This is a genomic window from Streptomyces sp. CBMA156 (assembly GCF_014596515.1).
Taxonomy (GTDB): Bacteria; Actinomycetota; Actinomycetes; order Streptomycetales; family Streptomycetaceae; genus Kitasatospora.
The window spans coordinates 1-17,025 of the sequence record NZ_MSJQ01000205.1 but is presented as its reverse complement, the minus strand read 5'-3'; the positions used below and the strand labels follow the sequence as shown (position 1 = coordinate 17,025).

Below are 17,025 nucleotides of genomic sequence, written 5' to 3'. Positions count from 1 at the left end.
GCTCGCCGGCGCCGCCGCCGGCGAGCTCTCCGGCTCCGGTACCGGCGGCCCGGTCTTCGCGCTGGCCGCGGTGCTCGGCACCGGCCTGGCGGTGGCGCTGAGCGGCCGCAACGGCTGGTGGTGGGTGCTCGCCGCCTCGCCGCTGGTCGTCCTGGGCGCGACGGCCGCCGTCGAACTGACCGCCCACCGCGACCGCTACCAGGGCAAGGGCCTGGCCACCGGCGCCGCGAAGTGGGTGGTGCACGGCTTTCCCGTGATGGCCGGGGCCGCCGCCGCGGCCGTCACCGTGATCGCGGTCCGGCTGGTCCGGACGCGGAGGAGGCAGCATGGCTGAGCACCGGACCGACGACCGGACCGGAGGTGCCGCCCCGGCGCCGGCACGCCGCCGGCCCTCCCCGCTGCTGATCGCGAGCCGGGTGCTGGCCTGCACCGTCGGCCTGGCGGTGTTCGCCGCCAGCGGGGTGGTCTGGTACGAGTACAAGCAGCTCACCGACGGCATGACCACCTCCAACGCGATCGCCCAGACCAAGAAGGACGCGCCCAAGCACCTGGACAACTCGGTCAACCTGCTGCTGATCGGCCTGGACAGCCGCAAGAACATGGACGGCACCGACCTCCCGCCCGAGTTCGTCCAGGACGAGCTGCACGCCGGCCACAGCTCCGACATCGGCGGCTACAACACCAACTCCCTGATCCTGCTGCACATCCCGGCCAACGGCGGCAAAGTGCAGGCCGTCTCGATACCCCGCGACGACTACGTCATGACCTACAGCGGCGACGGCAAGCAGGCCGGCATGCGCAAGATCAAGGAGGCGTACGGCGAGGCCAAGGACAAGGCCACGCCGGCCCTCCAGGCCAAGGGACTCAAGGGCGCCGACCTGGAGAAGGCCGGACGCGACGCCGGACGCGCGGCCACCATCCAGACCGTGCAGAAGTTCCTCGACCAGCCCGTCGACCACATCGCCGAGGTCAACCTGATGGGCTTCTACGACATCGCCAAGGCCCTCCAGCCGATCGAGGTCTGCCTCACCCACGACACCAAGGACCCGGCCATGGAGGGCCAGGGCTCCGGCGCCGACTTCCACAAGGGCATCAACAAGCTCAACGCCTCCCAGGCGCTCTCCTTCGTCCGCCAGCGCCACAACCTCGACGGCGGCGACGGCAACGACAGCGACTTCGCCCGCACCCACCGCCAGCAGGCCTTCATCTCCTCGGTCGTGCACAACCTGAAGCAGAAGGGCGTCCTCGGCGACCTCGGCAAGATGCAGGAGCTGATGGGCGTCGTGCAGAAGGACCTCGTCATCGACAACGAGTGGAACGTCCTGGACTTCGCCCAGCAGGCCCCCAACCTCACCGGCGGCAACGCGGAGTTCCGCACCCTCCCGGTCGCCGACCTCAAGAAGGTCAACGGCCAGGACGTCAACATCGTCAGCCCGCCGCAGATCCAGAAGATCGTCAAGCAGCTCTTCGGCTACGCCGACACCAGTCCGGCACCGGCGCCGACCGACGAGGGCGCCACCCCGACCGCCGCGCCCGCCCAGCCGGTCGCGACCACGCCCCCGGCAGCCGCCAAGGCCGTCACCGTGGACGTCTTCAACGCCTCCTCGGCCCCCGGCGTCACCTCCACCGCCGAGTCCAAGGCCCTGGCCGCCATGGGATTCAAGGAAGGCCGCACCGGCCCGGCGGGCACCAAGCCGAAGACCACCACCGTCACCTACGGCAAGGGCGCCAAGGAGGCGGCCGACCAGATCGCCGCCCGCTACGGCGTGACCGCCACCGAATCCGCCTCCACCGCCGCCGACCACGTCACCGTCACCCTCGGCACCGCCTTCACCGGCGTCGCCGCCGACAAGTCCGCCGCCGCCGGCGCCACCGGCGCCCCGGCCGATCCGGGCACCAACGTGCCCCAGCAGGGCCCCATGGTCGACGCGGAGTCCGACGGCGGCATCCCCTGCGTCTTCTGACGCGCCGCTCCCTGCGGGGCCCCGCTCAGGACCACTCGAACCACGACCGCGCCCCCTGTCCCGGCCGGGACAGGGGGCGCGGCTCGCTCCGCCGGAAGGTCAGTCGACCGTCCAGGTGTCGCCGCCGACGAGCAGCCCGGCCAGGTCGCCGGGGCCGCTCCGGTCGACGGCGGTGGCCAGCTGGTCTGCCATCAGCTCGTCGTAGACCGGCCGTTGGACGCTGCGCAGCACACCGATCGGGGTGTGGTGCAGGGTGTCGGCGTCGGCGATCCTGGAGAGCGCGAAGGCGGTGGCGGGGCCGGCCGCGTGCGCGTCGTGGACCAGGACGTCGGCCTCGTTGGCCGCCGTGACCGGCGCGGTGGTCAACTCACCGCCGGGGCCGCGGAAGACGCCGTTCGCCAGGTCGGTGCCGAACCGGATCGGCTGCCCGTGTTCGAGCCGGATCAGCGCCTCGTCCCGGCTGCCGGGCTCCTTCAGCACCTCGAAGGCGCCGTCGTTGAAGATGTTGCAGTTCTGGTAGATCTCCACCAGCGCCGTGCCCCGGTGCTCGGCGGCCGCCCGCAGCACCGACTGGAGGTGCCGGCGGTCGGAGTCGATGGTGCGCGCGACGAAGGTGGCCTCGGCGCCGATCGCCAGCGACAGCGGGTTGAACGGCGCGTCCAGCGAGCCCATCGGGGTGGACTTGGTGATCTTGCCGACCTCACTGGTGGGCGAGTACTGGCCCTTGGTGAGGCCGTAGATCCGGTTGTTGAACAGCAGGATCTTCAGATTGACGTTCCGCCGCAGGGCGTGGATCAGGTGGTTGCCGCCGATCGACAGCGCGTCGCCGTCACCGGTCACCACCCAGACGCTCAGGTCCTGGCGCGCGGTGGCCAGGCCGGTCGCGATCGCCGGCGCCCGGCCGTGGATCGAGTGCACCCCGTAGGTGTTCATGTAGTACGGGAAGCGCGAGGAGCAGCCGATGCCGGAGACGAACACCGTGTTCTCGCGCCGGATGCCCAGCTCCGGCATGAAGGACTGCACCGCCGCCAGGATCGCGTAGTCCCCGCAGCCCGGGCACCAGCGCACCTCCTGGTCGGTCTTGAAGTCCCGGGCGCTCTGCGGGCCTTCGGCCTTGGGCACCAGCCGCAGGGACGGGAAGGCGTGCTCGCTTCGCTCGCTCATCGGTGGTCCTCCTCGTCCAGGGTGCCGATCGCGGCCGACAGCACGTCCGCCAACTGGGCCGCCTTGAAGGGCAGTCCGCGCACCTGGTTGTAGGACTCGGCGTCCACCAGGTACTTCGCCCGCAGCAGCAGGGCCAGCTGCCCCAGGTTCATCTCGGGCACGATGACCTTCTCGTAACTGCGCAGCACCGAGCCCAGGTTGGCCGGGAACGGGTTGAGGTTGCGCAGGTGCGCCTGGGCGACCTCGCCGCCGTCCGCGCGCACCCGGCGCACCGCGGCGGTGATGGGCCCGTACGTCGAGCCCCAGCCGAGCACCAGCACCCGGGCGTCGCCGGTCGGGTCGTCCACCTCGACCGGCTTCACGGTGATGCCGTCGATCTTGGCCTGCCGGGTGCGGACCATGAAGTCGTGGTTGGCCGGGTCGTAGGAGATGTTGCCCGTGCCGTCCTGCTTCTCGATGCCGCCGATCCGGTGCTCCAGGCCGGGCGTGCCGGGCACCGCCCAGGGCCTGGCCAGCGTCCGCGGATCGCGCAGGTACGGCCAGAAGGCGCCGTCCTCGCGGTTCGGTCCGGTGGCGAACTGCGGGTCGATCTCCGGCAGTTCGCCGACCGCGGGGATCCGCCATGGCTCCGAGCCGTTGGCCAGGTAGCCGTCCGAGAGCAGGAAGACCGGGGTGCGGTAGGTGACCGCGATCCTGGCCGCCTCCAGCGCCGCGTCGAAGCACTCCGCGGGCGTGGCCGGGGCGACGATCGGCACCGGGGCCTCGCCGTTGCGGCCGAACATCGCCTGGAGCAGGTCGGCCTGCTCGGTCTTGGTCGGCAGTCCGGTGGACGGGCCGCCGCGCTGGATGTCCACGACCAGCAGCGGCAGTTCGAGCGAGACCGCCAGGCCGATCGTCTCGCTCTTGAGCGCCACGCCGGGGCCGGAGGTGGTGGTCACGCCGAGCGCCCCGCCGAAGGCCGCACCGAGCGCCGCGCCGATGCCGGCGATCTCGTCCTCGGCCTGGAAGGTGCGGACCCCGAAGTTCTTGTGCCTGCTCAGCTCGTGCAGGATGTCCGAGGCCGGGGTGATCGGGTACGAGCCCAGGTACAGCGGCAGGCCGGAGCGCTGCCCGGCGGCGATCAGCCCGTAGGACAGCGCGAGGTTGCCGGAGATGTTGCGGTAGCGCCCGGCCGGGAGCCTGGCCGGCGGCACCTCGTAGGAGACCGCGAAGGACTCCGTGGTCTCGCCGAAGTTCCAGCCCGCCCTGAAGGCGCTGATGTTGGCCTCGGCGATCTCCGGCTTCTTCGCGAACTTGGTGCGCAGGAACGACTCCGTCCCGTGCGTGGGCCGGTGGTACATCCAGGACAGCAGGCCCAGGGCGAACATGTTCTTCGCCCGCTCGGCGTCCTTGCGGGCCAGGCCGCTGTCCTTGAGCGCCTCCAGGGTCAGCGTGGTCAGCGGCACCTTGTGCAGGTGGAAGCCGTCCAGCGAACCGTCGGTCAGCGGGTCCGCCGGGTAGTCGACCTTGGCCAGCGCGCGCTTGGTGAACTCGTCGGTGTTGACGATGATCTCGGCGCCGCGCGGCAGGTCGGGCAGGTTCGCCTTCAGCGCGGCCGGGTTCATCGCGACCAGCACGTTCGGGGCGTCGCCCGGGGTCAGGATGTCGTGGTCGGCGAAGTGCAGCTGGAAGGACGAGACGCCGGGCAGGGTGCCGGCGGGGGCCCGGATCTCGGCCGGGAAGTTCGGCAGCGTGGAGAGGTCGTTGCCGAAGGACGCCGTCTCCGAGGTGAACCGGTCACCGGTGAGCTGCATGCCGTCACCGGAGTCCCCGGCGAAGCGGATGATCACCCGATCGAGTCTGCGGATGGGCTTGCCCGGCTTCACGGGTGGGTCGCCCGGTGCGGGAGGGCCGGCGGGTACGGCCGAGCCGGGCCGTGCGTCGCCGCTCCCGGAACAGGCCTCGTCGCCGTCCGGGCCGTCCACTGCCTCTGACTGATCGACCTGACTGGTCACTGCCGCGGACCTCCTCGTGGGCACACCACCGCGGGCGCGGCCCCGTGCCCCGTCCGCCTGGTGCACCTCTCGCATCCTATGCGGGCCGACACGACTGCGGCCGGAACCACGGCAGTGAATTCACCGGCCCGCGGCTGCACCGCACATGAGCGTCAACGCCCTCCTGTGGGAGATCATTCCGGCTCCGGTGGGCGGGCGCGAGCACGTGGCCGAGATGCGCCCCCGGTCCGCGCCCCACGCGCCGGGGCGCGGATTCGGGAGTCGGGGCGCGGACCTTGGAAGTCGCGACGGGGGCCCGGACAACGCGGTCTCGGCGTCAGGGGTTTCCCGGGGTCCGCGCGAGGATTTTCTCAGGAGTTGAGGTAGGTGAGCACGGCCAGCACCCGACGGTGGTCCTCCGAGCTCTGGGCGAGCCCGAGCTTGAGGAAGATGTTGCTGACGTGCTTCTCCACCGCACCGTCGGAGACCACCAGCTGCCTGGCCACCGCGGCGTTGGTGCGGCCCTCCGCCATCAGTCCGAGCACCTCGCGCTCGCGCGGCGTGAGATTGGCCAGAACGTCGCCCTTGCGGCTACGGCTGAGGAGCTGCTGCACCACCTCGGGGTCCAGCGCGGTGCCGCCCTCGGCCACCCGGACCACCGCGTCGGCGAACTCACGCACCTCGGCGACCCGGTCCTTGAGCAGGTAGCCGACGCCCCGGGTGGACCCGGCCAGCAGCTCCGAGGCGTAGCGCTCCTCCACGAACTGCGACAGCACCAGCACACCCAGCTGCGGGTAGCGGCCGCGCAGCTCGACGCAGGCGCGCAGGCCCTCGTCGGTGTGGGTCGGGGGCATCCGCACGTCGGAGACCACGACGTCCGGCAGCTGGTCGGCCGCGGCCAGGTCGTGGATGGTCTTCACCAGGGCCTCGCCGTCCCCGACTCCCGCGACGACCTCCAGGCCGCGGTCGGTGAGCAGCCGGGTCAGTCCCTCCCTCAGCAGTACGGAGTCCTCGGCTATGACGACGCGACGCATGGCGACCTTCCCGCAGGCGTGTGCTGACGGGAGCCAGTCTCCCCCATCCGGGGGTGTGGCGCGGGCCCGGGCCCGGACGTACCGGAACCGGGCCCGAAGGGGCGGGAACGACCCCGCCCGACTCACATGGTGCGGATCGCCACCGCGTCGCAGAGGCCCTCCAGGGCCGCCTTCGCCGGGCAGGCCGGCAGCGGGGCGAGCAGCGCCCTGGCCTCCTCGGCCCGACGCAGGGTCTCGGCGCGGGCGCGCTCCAGCGCGGGGTGGGCGCGCAGCAGTCGCAGCGCCTCGGCGTGCAGGCCGTCGTCGGAGAGGTCCTGGTCGAGCAGCTCGCGCAGCCGGGTGTCGTCCGGGTCGGACGGGTCCGCGGGCATCTGCCGCAGCAGCAGGGTCGGCAGGGTCGGCACGCCCTCGCGCAGGTCGGTGCCGGGGGTCTTGCCGGACTCGTGGCCGTCGCTGGCGATGTCGAGCACGTCGTCGGCCAGCTGGAAGGCGATGCCGATCCGCTCGCCGAACTCGCCGAGGGTCTCCACCAGCTCGCGCTCGGCACCGGCCATCAGCGCTCCTATCCGGCAGGAGACGGCGATCAGCGAGCCGGTCTTGCCCTCCAGGACGTCCAGGTAGTGCAGCAGCGGGTCCATGTCCTGGCCGGGGCCGCGGGTCTCCAGGATCTGACCGGTGACCAGCCGCTCGAAGGCCTCGGCCTGCATCCGCACGGCCTCGGGGCCGAGGTCGGCGAGCACCTGGGAGGCGCGGGAGAACAGGAAGTCACCGGTGAGGATCGCGACCGAGTTGTCCCAGCGGGAGTTGGCGCTCGGGGCGCCCCGGCGCACCGGCGCCTCGTCCATGACGTCGTCGTGGTACAGCGTGGCCAGGTGGGTCAGCTCGACGACCACGGCCGCGGGCACCACGCCGGGCGCCCCCGGGTCGCCGAACTGGGCGGCCAGCAGCAGGAGCAGCGGGCGGAAGCGCTTGCCGCCGGCTTCGAGGAGGTGGCTGGCGGTGACGGTGATGAACGGGACGTCGCTCTTGACGGCCTCGCCGAGCGCCGCCTCCACCGCGTCCAGTCCGGCCTGGACGTCCCGGGTCAGGTCGCGGTCCTGCACGCTGAGCCCGAAGGGTTCCACGACGGTCACGAAGACCACTCCTCTGTCCCTGGTCGATCTAGCGGCCTGGTCCCTGAGTGCCGCCGCTGGCCATACAGGCAGGGTATCCGGTCGCGAGTGGATCACTGCACGGGCGTGCGGATCCTGTCATGATCGGGCTTGATGCCCTGGTCAGGGCGGCTGCGCGGGCCGGACGGCGGTGGGGGCGAATTCGGCTGGAAATAAAGGCGGGAGGGCGTCGGAACGCCTCCGGCCCCGGTTCCCGACAAAGAGCCGTCCGGGCCGCGCGGACGGGGCGCGGCCCGGACGGGGCCCTGGTCGGGAATGGCGGACGCACAAGGTCAGCGCACGAACAGTGAGGCCTTCGAGGCGAGGTCGAGGAAGTACTGCGGCAGCAGTCCGAGCCCCAGGGTGACCAGCACTCCCACCCCGATCGCGGTCGCCGTGAAGGCGCTCGGGATCGCCACCGTGGGACCGCCCGGTTGCGGGTCCGAGAAGAACATCAGCACGATGACCCGGATGTAGAAGAAGGCGGCCACCGCCGAACTCAGCACACCGACGACCACCAGCGGGGTCGCCCCACCGCTGGCCGCGGCCTGGAAGACCGCGAACTTCCCGGTGAAACCGGAGGTCAGCGGAATCCCGGCGAAGGCCAGCAGGAACAGCGCGAACACCGCCGCCAGCAGCGGCGAGCGCCGCCCGAGCCCGGCCCAGCTGGACAGGTGGGTCGCCTCGCCCTTGGAGTCGCGCACCAGGGTGACCACGGCGAACGCGCCGAGCGTCACGAAGGAGTACGCCAGCAGGTAGAACAGCACCGAGGAGATGCCCTGCTTGTTGACGGCGATCACGCCGGTCAGGATGAACCCGGCGTGCGCGATCGAGGAGTACGCCAGCAGGCGCTTGACGTCCTGCTGGGTCACCGCGAGCACCGCGCCCACCACCATGGTGAGGATCGCCACGCCCCACATCACCGGCCGCCAGTCCAGTCGCAGGGCGGGGAAGGCCACGTAGAACAGCCGCAGGAAGGCGCCGAAGGCCGCGACCTTGGTGGCCGCCGCCATGAAGCCGGTCACCTGGGTCGGCGCGCCCTGGTAGACGTCCGGGGTCCAGGAGTGGAAGGGCACCGCGGCGACCTTGAACAGCAGGCCGACCGCCAGCAGCGCCAGACCGGTCAGCACCAGCGCGTCGCTCTGGGTGGTGCTCAGCTGCGCGGGGGTGGTCATCGCCTTGCCGGAGATGACGTCCCCGATGTCGCCGAGCCGCACGCTGCCCGCGTAGCCGTACAGCAGCGCGGTGCCGAACAGGAAGAACGCCGAGGCGAAGGCACCGAGCAGGAAGTACTTGAGCGCCGCCTCCTGGGAGAGCAGCCTGCGGCGCCGGGCCAGCGCGCACAGCAGGTACAGCGGCAGCGAGAAGACCTCCAGCGCCACGAACATGGTCAGCAGGTCGTTGGCGGCGGGGAACAGCAGCATGCCGCCGACCGCGAACATGGTGAGCGGGAAGACCTCGGTGGTGGCGAAGCCGGCCCGGACGGCCGCCCGCTCCTGCTCGCCGCCGGGGGTGGCGGCGGCCTGGGCGGCGAAGGCGTCGGCGGGCAGGCCGCCCGCCTTGGGCTCCAGCCTCCGCTCGGCGTAGGTGAGCACCGCGACCACGGAGGCCAGCAGGATCACGCCCTGGAGGAACAGCGCGGGGCCGTCCATCGCGACCGCTTCCATGGCCAGCAGGTCGACCCGGGTGAAGCCGTCGCTCTGCACGGCCAGCACCACCACCGCCACGAAGGCGCCGGCCAGCCCGGTCAGGGCGAGCGTCACCTGGGTCCAGTGCCGGTACCGGCGGGGCACGAAGGCCTCCACCAGGATGCCGGCCACGGCGACGCCGAACACCACGAGCATCGGGGAGAGTCGGCCGTACTCGATGTGCGGCGCCGGGATGCTGGGGGTGTTGCCGCCGACGGCGGCGAGCACTGCGGTCGCGCTCACTTCTGCTCACCTCCTGAGGTGGCGGCGACCGGGTGGGCCGGCGCCGGGTCGGTCTCGTGCACCTGCGAGAGCGTCGCGTTCACCGAGGGATCGACCAGGTCGGTGAGCGGCTTGGGGTAGACGCCGAGCAGGATGGTCAGCGCCACCAGCGGGGCGACCACGGCGAGTTCGCGGGCCTTGAGGTCGGGAATCGAACGCACCCCCTCCTTCACCGGGCCGGTCATGGTGCGCTGGTACAGCAGCAGGGCGTACAGGGCGGCCAGCACGATGCCGGAGGTGGCCACGATGCCGATCACCGGGTAGCGGGTGAAGGTGCCCACCAGCACCAGGAACTCGCTGACGAACGGGGCGAGCCCGGGCAGCGACAGGGTGGCCAGGCTGCCGATCAGGAACGTCCCGGCGAGCACCGGGGCGACCTTCTGCACGCCGCCGTAGTCGGCGATCAGCCGCGAGCCGCGGCGGGAGATCAGGAAGCCGGCCACCAGCATCCACGCCGCCGTGGACAGCCCGTGGTTGACCATGTACAGGGTGGCACCGCTCTGGCCCTGGCTGGTCAGGGCGAAGATGCCCATGATGATGAAGCCGAAGTGCGAGATCGAGGCGTACGCCACCAGGCGCTTGATGTCCTTCTGGCCGATCGCCAGCAGCGCGCCGTAGACGATCCCGATCAGCGCCAGGACCAGGATCGCCGGGGCGAAGGTCTTCGAGGCGTCCGGGAACAGCCCGAGGCAGAAGCGCAGCATCGCGAAGGTGCCGACCTTGTCCACCACCGCGGTGATCAGCACGGCGGTGCCGGCGGTGGACTCCCCCATCGCGTTCGGCAGCCAGGTGTGCAGCGGCCACAGCGGGGCCTTCACCGCGAAGGCGAAGAAGAAGCCCAGGAACAGCGCCTTCTCGGCGGCGCCGGACAGCTGGAGCCGGCCGTCCGCGATCGCCGAGGTGAGGGTCGGCAGGTCGAAGGTGGCGAACCCCTGCTCCTGCGCGATCACGTACAGGCCGATCACGGCGGCCAGCATCACCAGGCCGCCGAGCAGGTTGTAGAGGAGGAACTTCACGGCCGCGTAGGAGCGCTGACGTGCCGACTCGGGGCCGCCGGCCCGGTCGCCGAAGCCGCCGATCAGGAAGTACATCGGGATCAGCATGGCTTCGAAGAACACGTAGAACACGAAGACGTCGGTGGCGTAGAAGGAGACGACCACCATCGCCTCCACCGCCAGGATCAGGGCGAAGAAGGCCTGGGTGCGGCGGCTGTTCTCGAAGGTGCCGTCCGGCCCGGCCTGGCCGGGCCCCCCTCCCCCGGCGGCGGGCGGGTCGGCGTCGTGCCAGGAGGCGAGGATCACCATCGGCACCAGCACCGCGGTGAGCAGGGCGAGCACCGCGCCGATGCCGTCCACGCCGAGCGAGAAGGTGACGCCGAAGGACCGGATCCAGCTGTACGACTCGTTCAGCTGGAAGCGGGCGCCGTGCGGGTCGAACCTGGCCGCCACCACGGCGGCCAGCACCAGGGTGACGCCCGAGGCGCCCAGCGCGACGACCTTGGTGGTCCTGCGCCGGCTCTCGGAGGACCCGGCGGGCAGGGCTGCGGTCAGCACCGCGCCGACCGCGGGGACGGCACAGGTGGCGGTCAGAAGAGCGCCCATGGCCTGACCTCCCAACGCATATCAGGACGAGTCATCAGACGGACCTCATCAGGAGAGTCATGGCGACCAGCACCAGCGTGCCGCCGAACATGGAGAGCGCGTACGAACGGACGAAGCCGGTCTGGACCCGCCGCAGCCGGCCGGACAGGCCGCCGATCGCGGCGGCCAGGCCGTTGACCACGCCGTCCAGGCCGCGGCTGTCGAAGAACACCAGCGTCGCGGTGAGCGCCGACCCCGGCCGCACCAGCACCGCGTGGTTGAAGTCGTCCTGCAGCAGGTCGCGGCGGGCGGCCCGGGTGAGCGGGGAGCCCACCGGCGGCACCACCGGGACCGGCGAGCGCCCGTACATCAGGTACGCCAGGCCGACGCCGGCCAGCATGCAGCCCGTGGTCAGCAGAGTGACGGTCAGCGGGGCGAGCGGGGAGTTGCCCTCCTCGTGCCCGGTGACCGGCTCCAGCCACTTCAGGAAGGAGTCGTTGAAGGCGAACAGCCCGCCCGCGAAGACCGAGCCGACGGCCAGCAGGACCATCGGGATCGTCATGGTCCTCGGCGACTCGTGCGGGTGGGGGGTGTTGCCATGGGCGTCGGACTGCCAGCGCTTCTCACCGAAGAAGGTCAGCACCATCACCCGGGTCATGTAGAACGCGGTGACCGCCGCGCCGACCAGCGCGCACATGCCCAGGATCCAGCCCTCGGTGCCGCCCTTGGCGAAGGCCGCCTCGATGATCTTGTCCTTGGAGAAGAAGCCGGACAGGCCGGGGAAGCCGATGATCGCCAGGTAGCCGAGGCCGAAGGTGACGAAGGTGACCGGCATGTACTTGCGCAGGCCGCCGTAGTGACGCATGTTCACCTCGTCGTTCATGCCGTGCATGACCGACCCGGCGCCGAGGAACAGCCCGGCCTTGAAGAAGCCGTGGGTCACCAGGTGCATGATCGCGAAGGCGTAGCCGATCGGGCCGAGCCCGGCCGCCAGCACCATGTAGCCGATCTGCGACATGGTCGAGCCGGCCAGCGCCTTCTTGATGTCGTCCTTGGCGCAACCGACGACCGCACCGAACAGCAGCGTGACCGCGCCGACCACCACCACGGCGGTCTGGGCGTCCGGAGCCAGGTCGAAGACCGCGGCGGAGCGGGTGATCAGGTAGACGCCCGCCGTCACCATGGTGGCCGCGTGGATCAGCGCCGACACCGGGGTCGGGCCCTCCATCGCGTCCCCGAGCCAGGACTGCAACGGCACCTGCGCCGACTTGCCGCAGGCCGCCAGCAGCAGCATCAGGCCGATCGCGGTCAGCTTGCCCTCGCTCGCCTGCGCCACCGCCCCGGCCGTGCCGTCCGAGCCGAGGACCGACCCGAAGGCGAAGGAGCCGAACTCGGCGAACATCAGCATGATCGCGATGGACAGGCCCAGGTCGCCGACCCGGTTGACGAGGAAGGCCTTCTTCGCCGCCGTCGCCGCGCTCGGCTTGTGCTGCCAGAAGCCGATCAGGAGGTACGAGGCCAGGCCCACGCCCTCCCAGCCGAAGTACAGCAGCAGGTAGTTGTCCGCGACCACCAGCAGCAGCATGGCGGCCAGGAACAGGTTCAGGTACGCGAAGAACCGGCGCCGGCGCTCGTCGTGCGCCATGTAGCCGACCGAGTAGAGGTGGATCAGCGTGCCGACACCGGTGATCAGCAGGACGAAGGTCATCGACAGCTGGTCGAGCCGGAACGCGACGTCGGCCTGGAAGCCGTTCACCGGGATCCAGCTGAACAGGTGCGTGGTGACCGCCCGGTGCTCGGCCTCGCGGCCGAGCATGCCGGAGAACAGGACCAGGCCGAAGCCGAACGAGAGCGCCGCGAGGCCGGTGGCCAGCCAGTGGCCGAACCGGTCCAGCGCCCGGCCGCCGAGCAGCAGCAGGGCGGCGCCGGCCAGTGGAGCCACCACCAGCAGCGGAATGAGAGAGTTCACCGAGGGCCCTCCGCCTACAGCTTCATCAGGTTGCTGTCGTCGACCGAAGCGGAGTGCCTGGTCCGGAAGATGGAGACGATGATGGCGAGGCCGACCACGACCTCGGCCGCCGCGACCACCATCGTGAAGAACGCGATGATCTGGCCGTCCAGGTTCCCGTGCAGCCGGGAGAAGGTCACCAGGGCGAGGTTCGAGGCGTTCAGCATCAGCTCCACGCACATGAACAGCACGATCGCGTTGCGCCGGATCAGCACCCCGGACGCACCGATGGTGAACAACAGGGCCGCCAGGTAGAGGTAGTTGACCGGGTTCACTCCGCGCCCTCCTCGCCGGCCGGGTGGTTCACGTTGTTCGCCGGCACCGGCTCACCGTTCGCCGGAACGGGTCCGCCGTCCGCCGGCACGGACACCGGCTCCAGCGACTTGCGCGGGACGGCCACCGCCGGACGCTCCGAGGACGGACGGCCCAGCCAGTCCGCCGTGGAGTTCTCCAGCTCCGCCATCCGTTGCAGCATCGCCTGGCTGACGTCCCTGACCTGGCCGCGCTCGCGCAGCGTCGCCATCACCGAGTCCTCGGCGACGGTGCCGTCCGGCAGCAGCGCCGGGACGTCCACCGCGTTGTGCCGCGCGTACACACCCGGCGCCGGCATCGGCGGCACCTGGATGTTGTCCCTGACCCGCTGATCCGCCAGCTCGCGCTGCGTCTTCGGCGCCTTCACGTGCTCCCGGTGGGTCAGCACCATCGCGCCGATCGCCGCGGTGATCAGCAGCGCGCCGGTGACCTCGAAGGCCCAGACGTACCGGGTGAAGATCAGCCGGGCCAGGCCGGGCACGTTGCCCTCGGCGTTCGCCTCGGCCAGCCCGGTGAAGTGGTTCAGCTTCGCGTTGGCGATCCCGGCGATCAGCAGCACGCCGAAGCCCAGCCCGCACACCGCCGCGGCGAACCGCTGGCCCTTCAGCTGCTCCTTCAGGGAGTCCTCGCTGGTGACGCCGACCAGCATCACCACGAACAGGAACAGCATCATGATCGCGCCGGTGTAGACCACGATCTGCACCACGCCCAGGAACACCGCGCCCTGGGCCATGTAGCAGAGCGCCAGCGCCAGCATGGTGGCCGCCAGGCAGAGCGCGCTGTGCACGGCCTTGCGCATGAGCACCATGCCGAGCGCACCGCCCACCGCGATCACGGCAAGCACCCAGAACTGGACGGCCTCACCCGTGGAGGTCGTCCCGGTCGCTTCCGCCAGCCGCGCGATCACTGCTGCACCTCCCGGTCCCGGTCGGTGCGCTCCTGCCGGACCGTCCCCGGCGCCGCCGCGGTGATCTCGCCCCGGTAGTACGCGCCCTCGTCGGTGCCGGGGAAGATCGCGTGCGGGGTGTCGACCATGCCCTCGGACAGCCCCACCAGCAGCTGCTCCTTGGTGAAGATCAGGTCCTGCCGGGAGGAGTCGGCCAGCTCGTACTCGTTGGTCATGGTCAGCGCCCTGGTCGGGCAGGCCTCGATGCACAGCCCGCACAGGATGCAGCGGGCGTAGTTGATCTGGTAGACCGCGCCGTAGCGCTCGCCCGGGGAGTAGCGCTCCTCGTCCCGGTTGTCGGCGCCCTCCACGTAGATCGCGTCGGCCGGGCAGGCCCACGCGCACAGCTCGCAGCCGACGCACTTCTCCAGGCCGTCCGGGTGCCGGTTCAGCTGGTGGCGGCCGTGGAAGCGCGGAGCGGTGGGCTTCTTCTGCTCCGGGTACTGCTCGGTGAGCCGCTTCTTGAACATGGCCTTGAAGGTCACGCCGAAGCCGGCGGCCGGGCCGAGGATCGACGGACGGTCGGCCCGCTCGGGTCGGTCCGTACGATCGGACTGGTCGGACATCTCGGTTCAGCTCCCTTCGGATTTGTCGGCCCCGTTGAGGGCGTCCTGGAGTTGCTTCGGGGCGCGGCTGCGCCTGCGCGGCACCGGCGGGAGCGCCTGACCGGGCAGCGGCGGGACCGGGTAGCCGCCCGCCATCGGGTCGAACTCACCCTTGGGCGGGGTGACTTCGCCGGGCTCGGGCTCCTTCTTCAGGAAGTCCCGCAGCAGCGCCAGCAGCAGCACCACCCCGACCGGGGCACCCACGTACAGCACCACCTGGCCGAAGCCGTAGCCCTCGTTGCGCAGCGCCCGCACGCTCGCGATCAGCACCAGCCACACCAGCGAGACCGGGATCAGCACCTTCCAGCCCAGCTTCATGAACTGGTCGTAGCGGAACCGGGGCAGCGTGCCGCGCAGCCAGATGAAGAGGAACAGCAGCAGCTGGATCTTCAGCGTGATCCACAGCATCGGCCACCAGCCGTGGTTGGCGCCCTCCCAGAACGTCGACACCGGCCACGGGGCCCGCCAGCCGCCCAGGAAGAGGGTCGAGGCCACCGCCGAGACCGTCACCATGTTCACGTACTCGGCCAGCATGAACATCGCGAACTTCAGCGAGGAGTACTCGGTGTTGAAGCCGCCGACCAGCTCGCCCTCGGCCTCCGGCAGGTCGAACGGCGCCCGGTTCGTCTCGCCGACCATCGCGATGACGTACACGATGAACGACACCGGCAGCAGTGCAGCGAACCAGGTCGGCTGCTGGTGCGCCACGATCTCCGAGGTCGACATCGAACCCGAGTAGATGAACACCGCCGCGAAGGACAGGCCCATCGCGATCTCGTAGCTGACCATCTGCGCGGCCGAGCGCAGCCCGCCGAGCAGCGGATACGTCGAACCCGAGGACCAGCCGGCCAGCACGATGCCGTAGATGCCCACCGAGGCCGTCGCCAGGACGTACAGCAGCGCCACCGGGAAGTCGGTCAGCTGGAGCGGGGTGCGGGTGCCGAAGACCGACACCTCGTTGCCGGCCGGGCCGAACGGGATCACCGCGAAGGCCATGAACGCGGGGATGGCGCAGACGATCGGGGCCAGGATGTAGACCACCTTGTCCGAGCCCTTGACCACCAGGTCTTCCTTCAGCGCCAGCTTCACGCCGTCCGCCAGCGACTGCAGCAGGCCCCAGGGGCCGTGCCGGTTGGGGCCGATGCGCAGCTGCATCCAGGCCACCACCTTGCGCTCCCAGACGATCGCGATCAGCACCGTCAGGACGAGGAAGGCGAAGCAGAACACCGCCTTCAGCAGCACCAGCCACCACGGGTCCTGCCCGAAGAAGTGGAGCGTCTCGTACGGCTGCGGAGTCATCGGTCCTCCCCTTCGCCCGCGGTCTCGCCGGCGGTTCCGTCCGTGGTCGCCCCGGGTTCGGGCTCGGGTCCGGGCTCGGGCCTGGCTTCGACCGCGGCCTCGGCTTCGGCTTCGGCCGCGGCGATCGTGACCAGGTGGCCGACGGTGGTGCCGAGCGCGCGGTGGGCGCCGCCCGGTGTGGAGTCGAGCGGGATCCAGACCGTGCGGTCCGGGACCGTGCCGGTGATCTCCAGCGGCAGGGTCAGCGACCCCGCGGGGCCGGTCAGCCGCAGCGCGGCGGCCGTCTCGGCGCCGAGCTCCTTCGCCGTCTCCGCCGAGATCCGGGCCACCGCCCGGTGCCGGGTGCCCGCGAGGTGCGGGTCCCCCTGCTGGAGCACGCCGTTGTCCAGCAGCAGGCGCCAACCCGCCAGCACCGCCTGGCCGGCGGCGGGCCGGGGCAGCACACCCGGGTGCGTCGCCGGGCCGGCCGTGCGGTCGCCCTCCCAGGGGGCGAACCGGTCCAGCTCCAGCCGGGCCGCCCGGACGTCCGGCAGGCCCAGCCGCTGCCCGAGCGCGTCCGCCAGCATGCTCAGCACCCGCAGGTCCGACTGGAGGTGACGGCCCATCTGCTGGTCCGGCTTGAGCGCGGCCTCGAACATCCGCACCCGGCCCTCCCAGTCCAGGAAGGTGCCCGCCTTCTCCGCCACCGCGGCGACCGGCAGCACCACGTCCGCGCGGGCCGTCACCGCCGAGGGGCGCAGCTCCAGCGACACCAGGAACGGCACCGCCGCCAGCGCCACGTCGGCCAGCGCCGGATCCGGCAGGTCGTCCGGGTCCACGCCGCCGACCAGCAGCGCGTCCAGCTCGCCCGCCGCGGCCGCCGCCAGGATCCCGTCGGTGGCCCGGCCAGGACCGGACGGCAGCTCCGCCCCGTTGGTGACGACCAGGCCGCCCCCCGAGTACGGCAGGATGACGTTGTAGAAGTCCGGCAGGTCCCCGGTCCGCAGGCGCACCGGCGCCCCGTAGCCGAGGTCGTAGAG

The 17,025-nt window shown here is 71.3% G+C and carries 14 protein-coding genes; 2 read left to right on the top strand and 12 right to left on the bottom strand.

All coding sequences use genetic code 11. The annotated features are described in order from the left end of the window. Positions 1 to 334, top strand: a 334-nt coding sequence (locus BU198_RS17085; protein ID WP_317620164.1) for a DUF6542 domain-containing protein, incomplete at its 5' end; no start/stop codon positions are given. Then, entirely contained in the window at positions 327 to 1,964 is a 1,638-nt protein-coding gene (locus tag BU198_RS17080; RefSeq protein ID WP_188297711.1) for an LCP family protein, read from the top strand. The genes BU198_RS17085 and BU198_RS17080, both read left to right, overlap by 8 nt. Positions 1,965 to 2,063: 99 nt before the next feature. On the opposite strand, the gene BU198_RS17075 is transcribed toward BU198_RS17080, so the two are convergent. From BU198_RS17075 to BU198_RS17020, 12 genes are all read right to left on the bottom strand, one after another. After that, positions 2,064 to 3,128, bottom strand: a complete 1,065-nt coding sequence (locus BU198_RS17075) for a 2-oxoacid:ferredoxin oxidoreductase subunit beta (RefSeq protein WP_188297710.1) — start codon at positions 3,126 to 3,128, stop codon at positions 2,064 to 2,066. After that, the gene (locus BU198_RS17070; protein WP_317620163.1) at positions 3,125 to 4,993 is read right to left on the bottom strand and encodes a 2-oxoacid:acceptor oxidoreductase subunit alpha; all 1,869 of its coding nucleotides are present in this window, start codon (positions 4,991 to 4,993) and stop codon (positions 3,125 to 3,127) included. Before BU198_RS17070 ends, BU198_RS17075 begins: the two co-directional genes overlap by 4 nt. A gap of 479 nt (positions 4,994 to 5,472) precedes the next feature. Beyond that, on the bottom strand, positions 5,473 to 6,135 hold the full coding sequence (locus BU198_RS17065) for a response regulator transcription factor (RefSeq protein ID WP_188297708.1): 663 nt from the start codon (positions 6,133 to 6,135) through the stop codon (positions 5,473 to 5,475). A 122-nt stretch (positions 6,136 to 6,257) separates the two neighbouring features. Then, complete coding sequence (locus BU198_RS17060) at positions 6,258 to 7,268, bottom strand: polyprenyl synthetase family protein (protein WP_188297707.1); 1,011 nt, start codon at positions 7,266 to 7,268, stop codon at positions 6,258 to 6,260. A gap of 311 nt (positions 7,269 to 7,579) precedes the next feature. Further along, entirely contained in the window at positions 7,580 to 9,217 is a 1,638-nt protein-coding gene (gene nuoN, locus BU198_RS17055) for an NADH-quinone oxidoreductase subunit NuoN (protein ID WP_188297706.1), read from the bottom strand. Further along, complete coding sequence (locus tag BU198_RS17050) at positions 9,214 to 10,857, bottom strand: NADH-quinone oxidoreductase subunit M (RefSeq protein ID WP_188297705.1); 1,644 nt, start codon at positions 10,855 to 10,857, stop codon at positions 9,214 to 9,216. The genes nuoN and BU198_RS17050 overlap by 4 nt, the downstream gene beginning before the upstream one ends. A 34-nt stretch (positions 10,858 to 10,891) precedes the next feature. Then, complete coding sequence (gene nuoL / locus BU198_RS17045) at positions 10,892 to 12,805, bottom strand: NADH-quinone oxidoreductase subunit L (RefSeq protein ID WP_188297704.1); 1,914 nt, start codon at positions 12,803 to 12,805, stop codon at positions 10,892 to 10,894. 14 nt (positions 12,806 to 12,819) lie between these two features. Beyond that, positions 12,820 to 13,119: an NADH-quinone oxidoreductase subunit NuoK gene (nuoK, locus tag BU198_RS17040; RefSeq protein ID WP_035798594.1), complete on the bottom strand. Its 300-nt coding sequence runs from the start codon at positions 13,117 to 13,119 to the stop codon at positions 12,820 to 12,822. Further along, a complete protein-coding gene (locus BU198_RS17035) occupies positions 13,116 to 14,060 on the bottom strand; it encodes an NADH-quinone oxidoreductase subunit J (protein WP_188297712.1) in 945 nt (314 codons plus the stop codon). Before BU198_RS17035 ends, nuoK begins: the two co-directional genes overlap by 4 nt. Further along, the gene (gene nuoI / locus BU198_RS17030) at positions 14,060 to 14,668 is read right to left on the bottom strand and encodes an NADH-quinone oxidoreductase subunit NuoI (RefSeq protein WP_188297703.1); all 609 of its coding nucleotides are present in this window, start codon (positions 14,666 to 14,668) and stop codon (positions 14,060 to 14,062) included. Before nuoI ends, BU198_RS17035 begins: the two co-directional genes overlap by 1 nt. Before the next feature lie 6 nt (positions 14,669 to 14,674). Further along, positions 14,675 to 16,006, bottom strand: coding sequence for an NADH-quinone oxidoreductase subunit NuoH (gene nuoH, locus BU198_RS17025; RefSeq protein ID WP_188297702.1), 1,332 nt, complete (start codon positions 16,004 to 16,006; stop codon positions 14,675 to 14,677). Further along, the coding region (locus BU198_RS17020; protein ID WP_188297701.1) for a molybdopterin-dependent oxidoreductase at positions 16,003 to 17,025 on the bottom strand (1,023 nt) is incomplete at its 5' end. The genes nuoH and BU198_RS17020, both read right to left, overlap by 4 nt.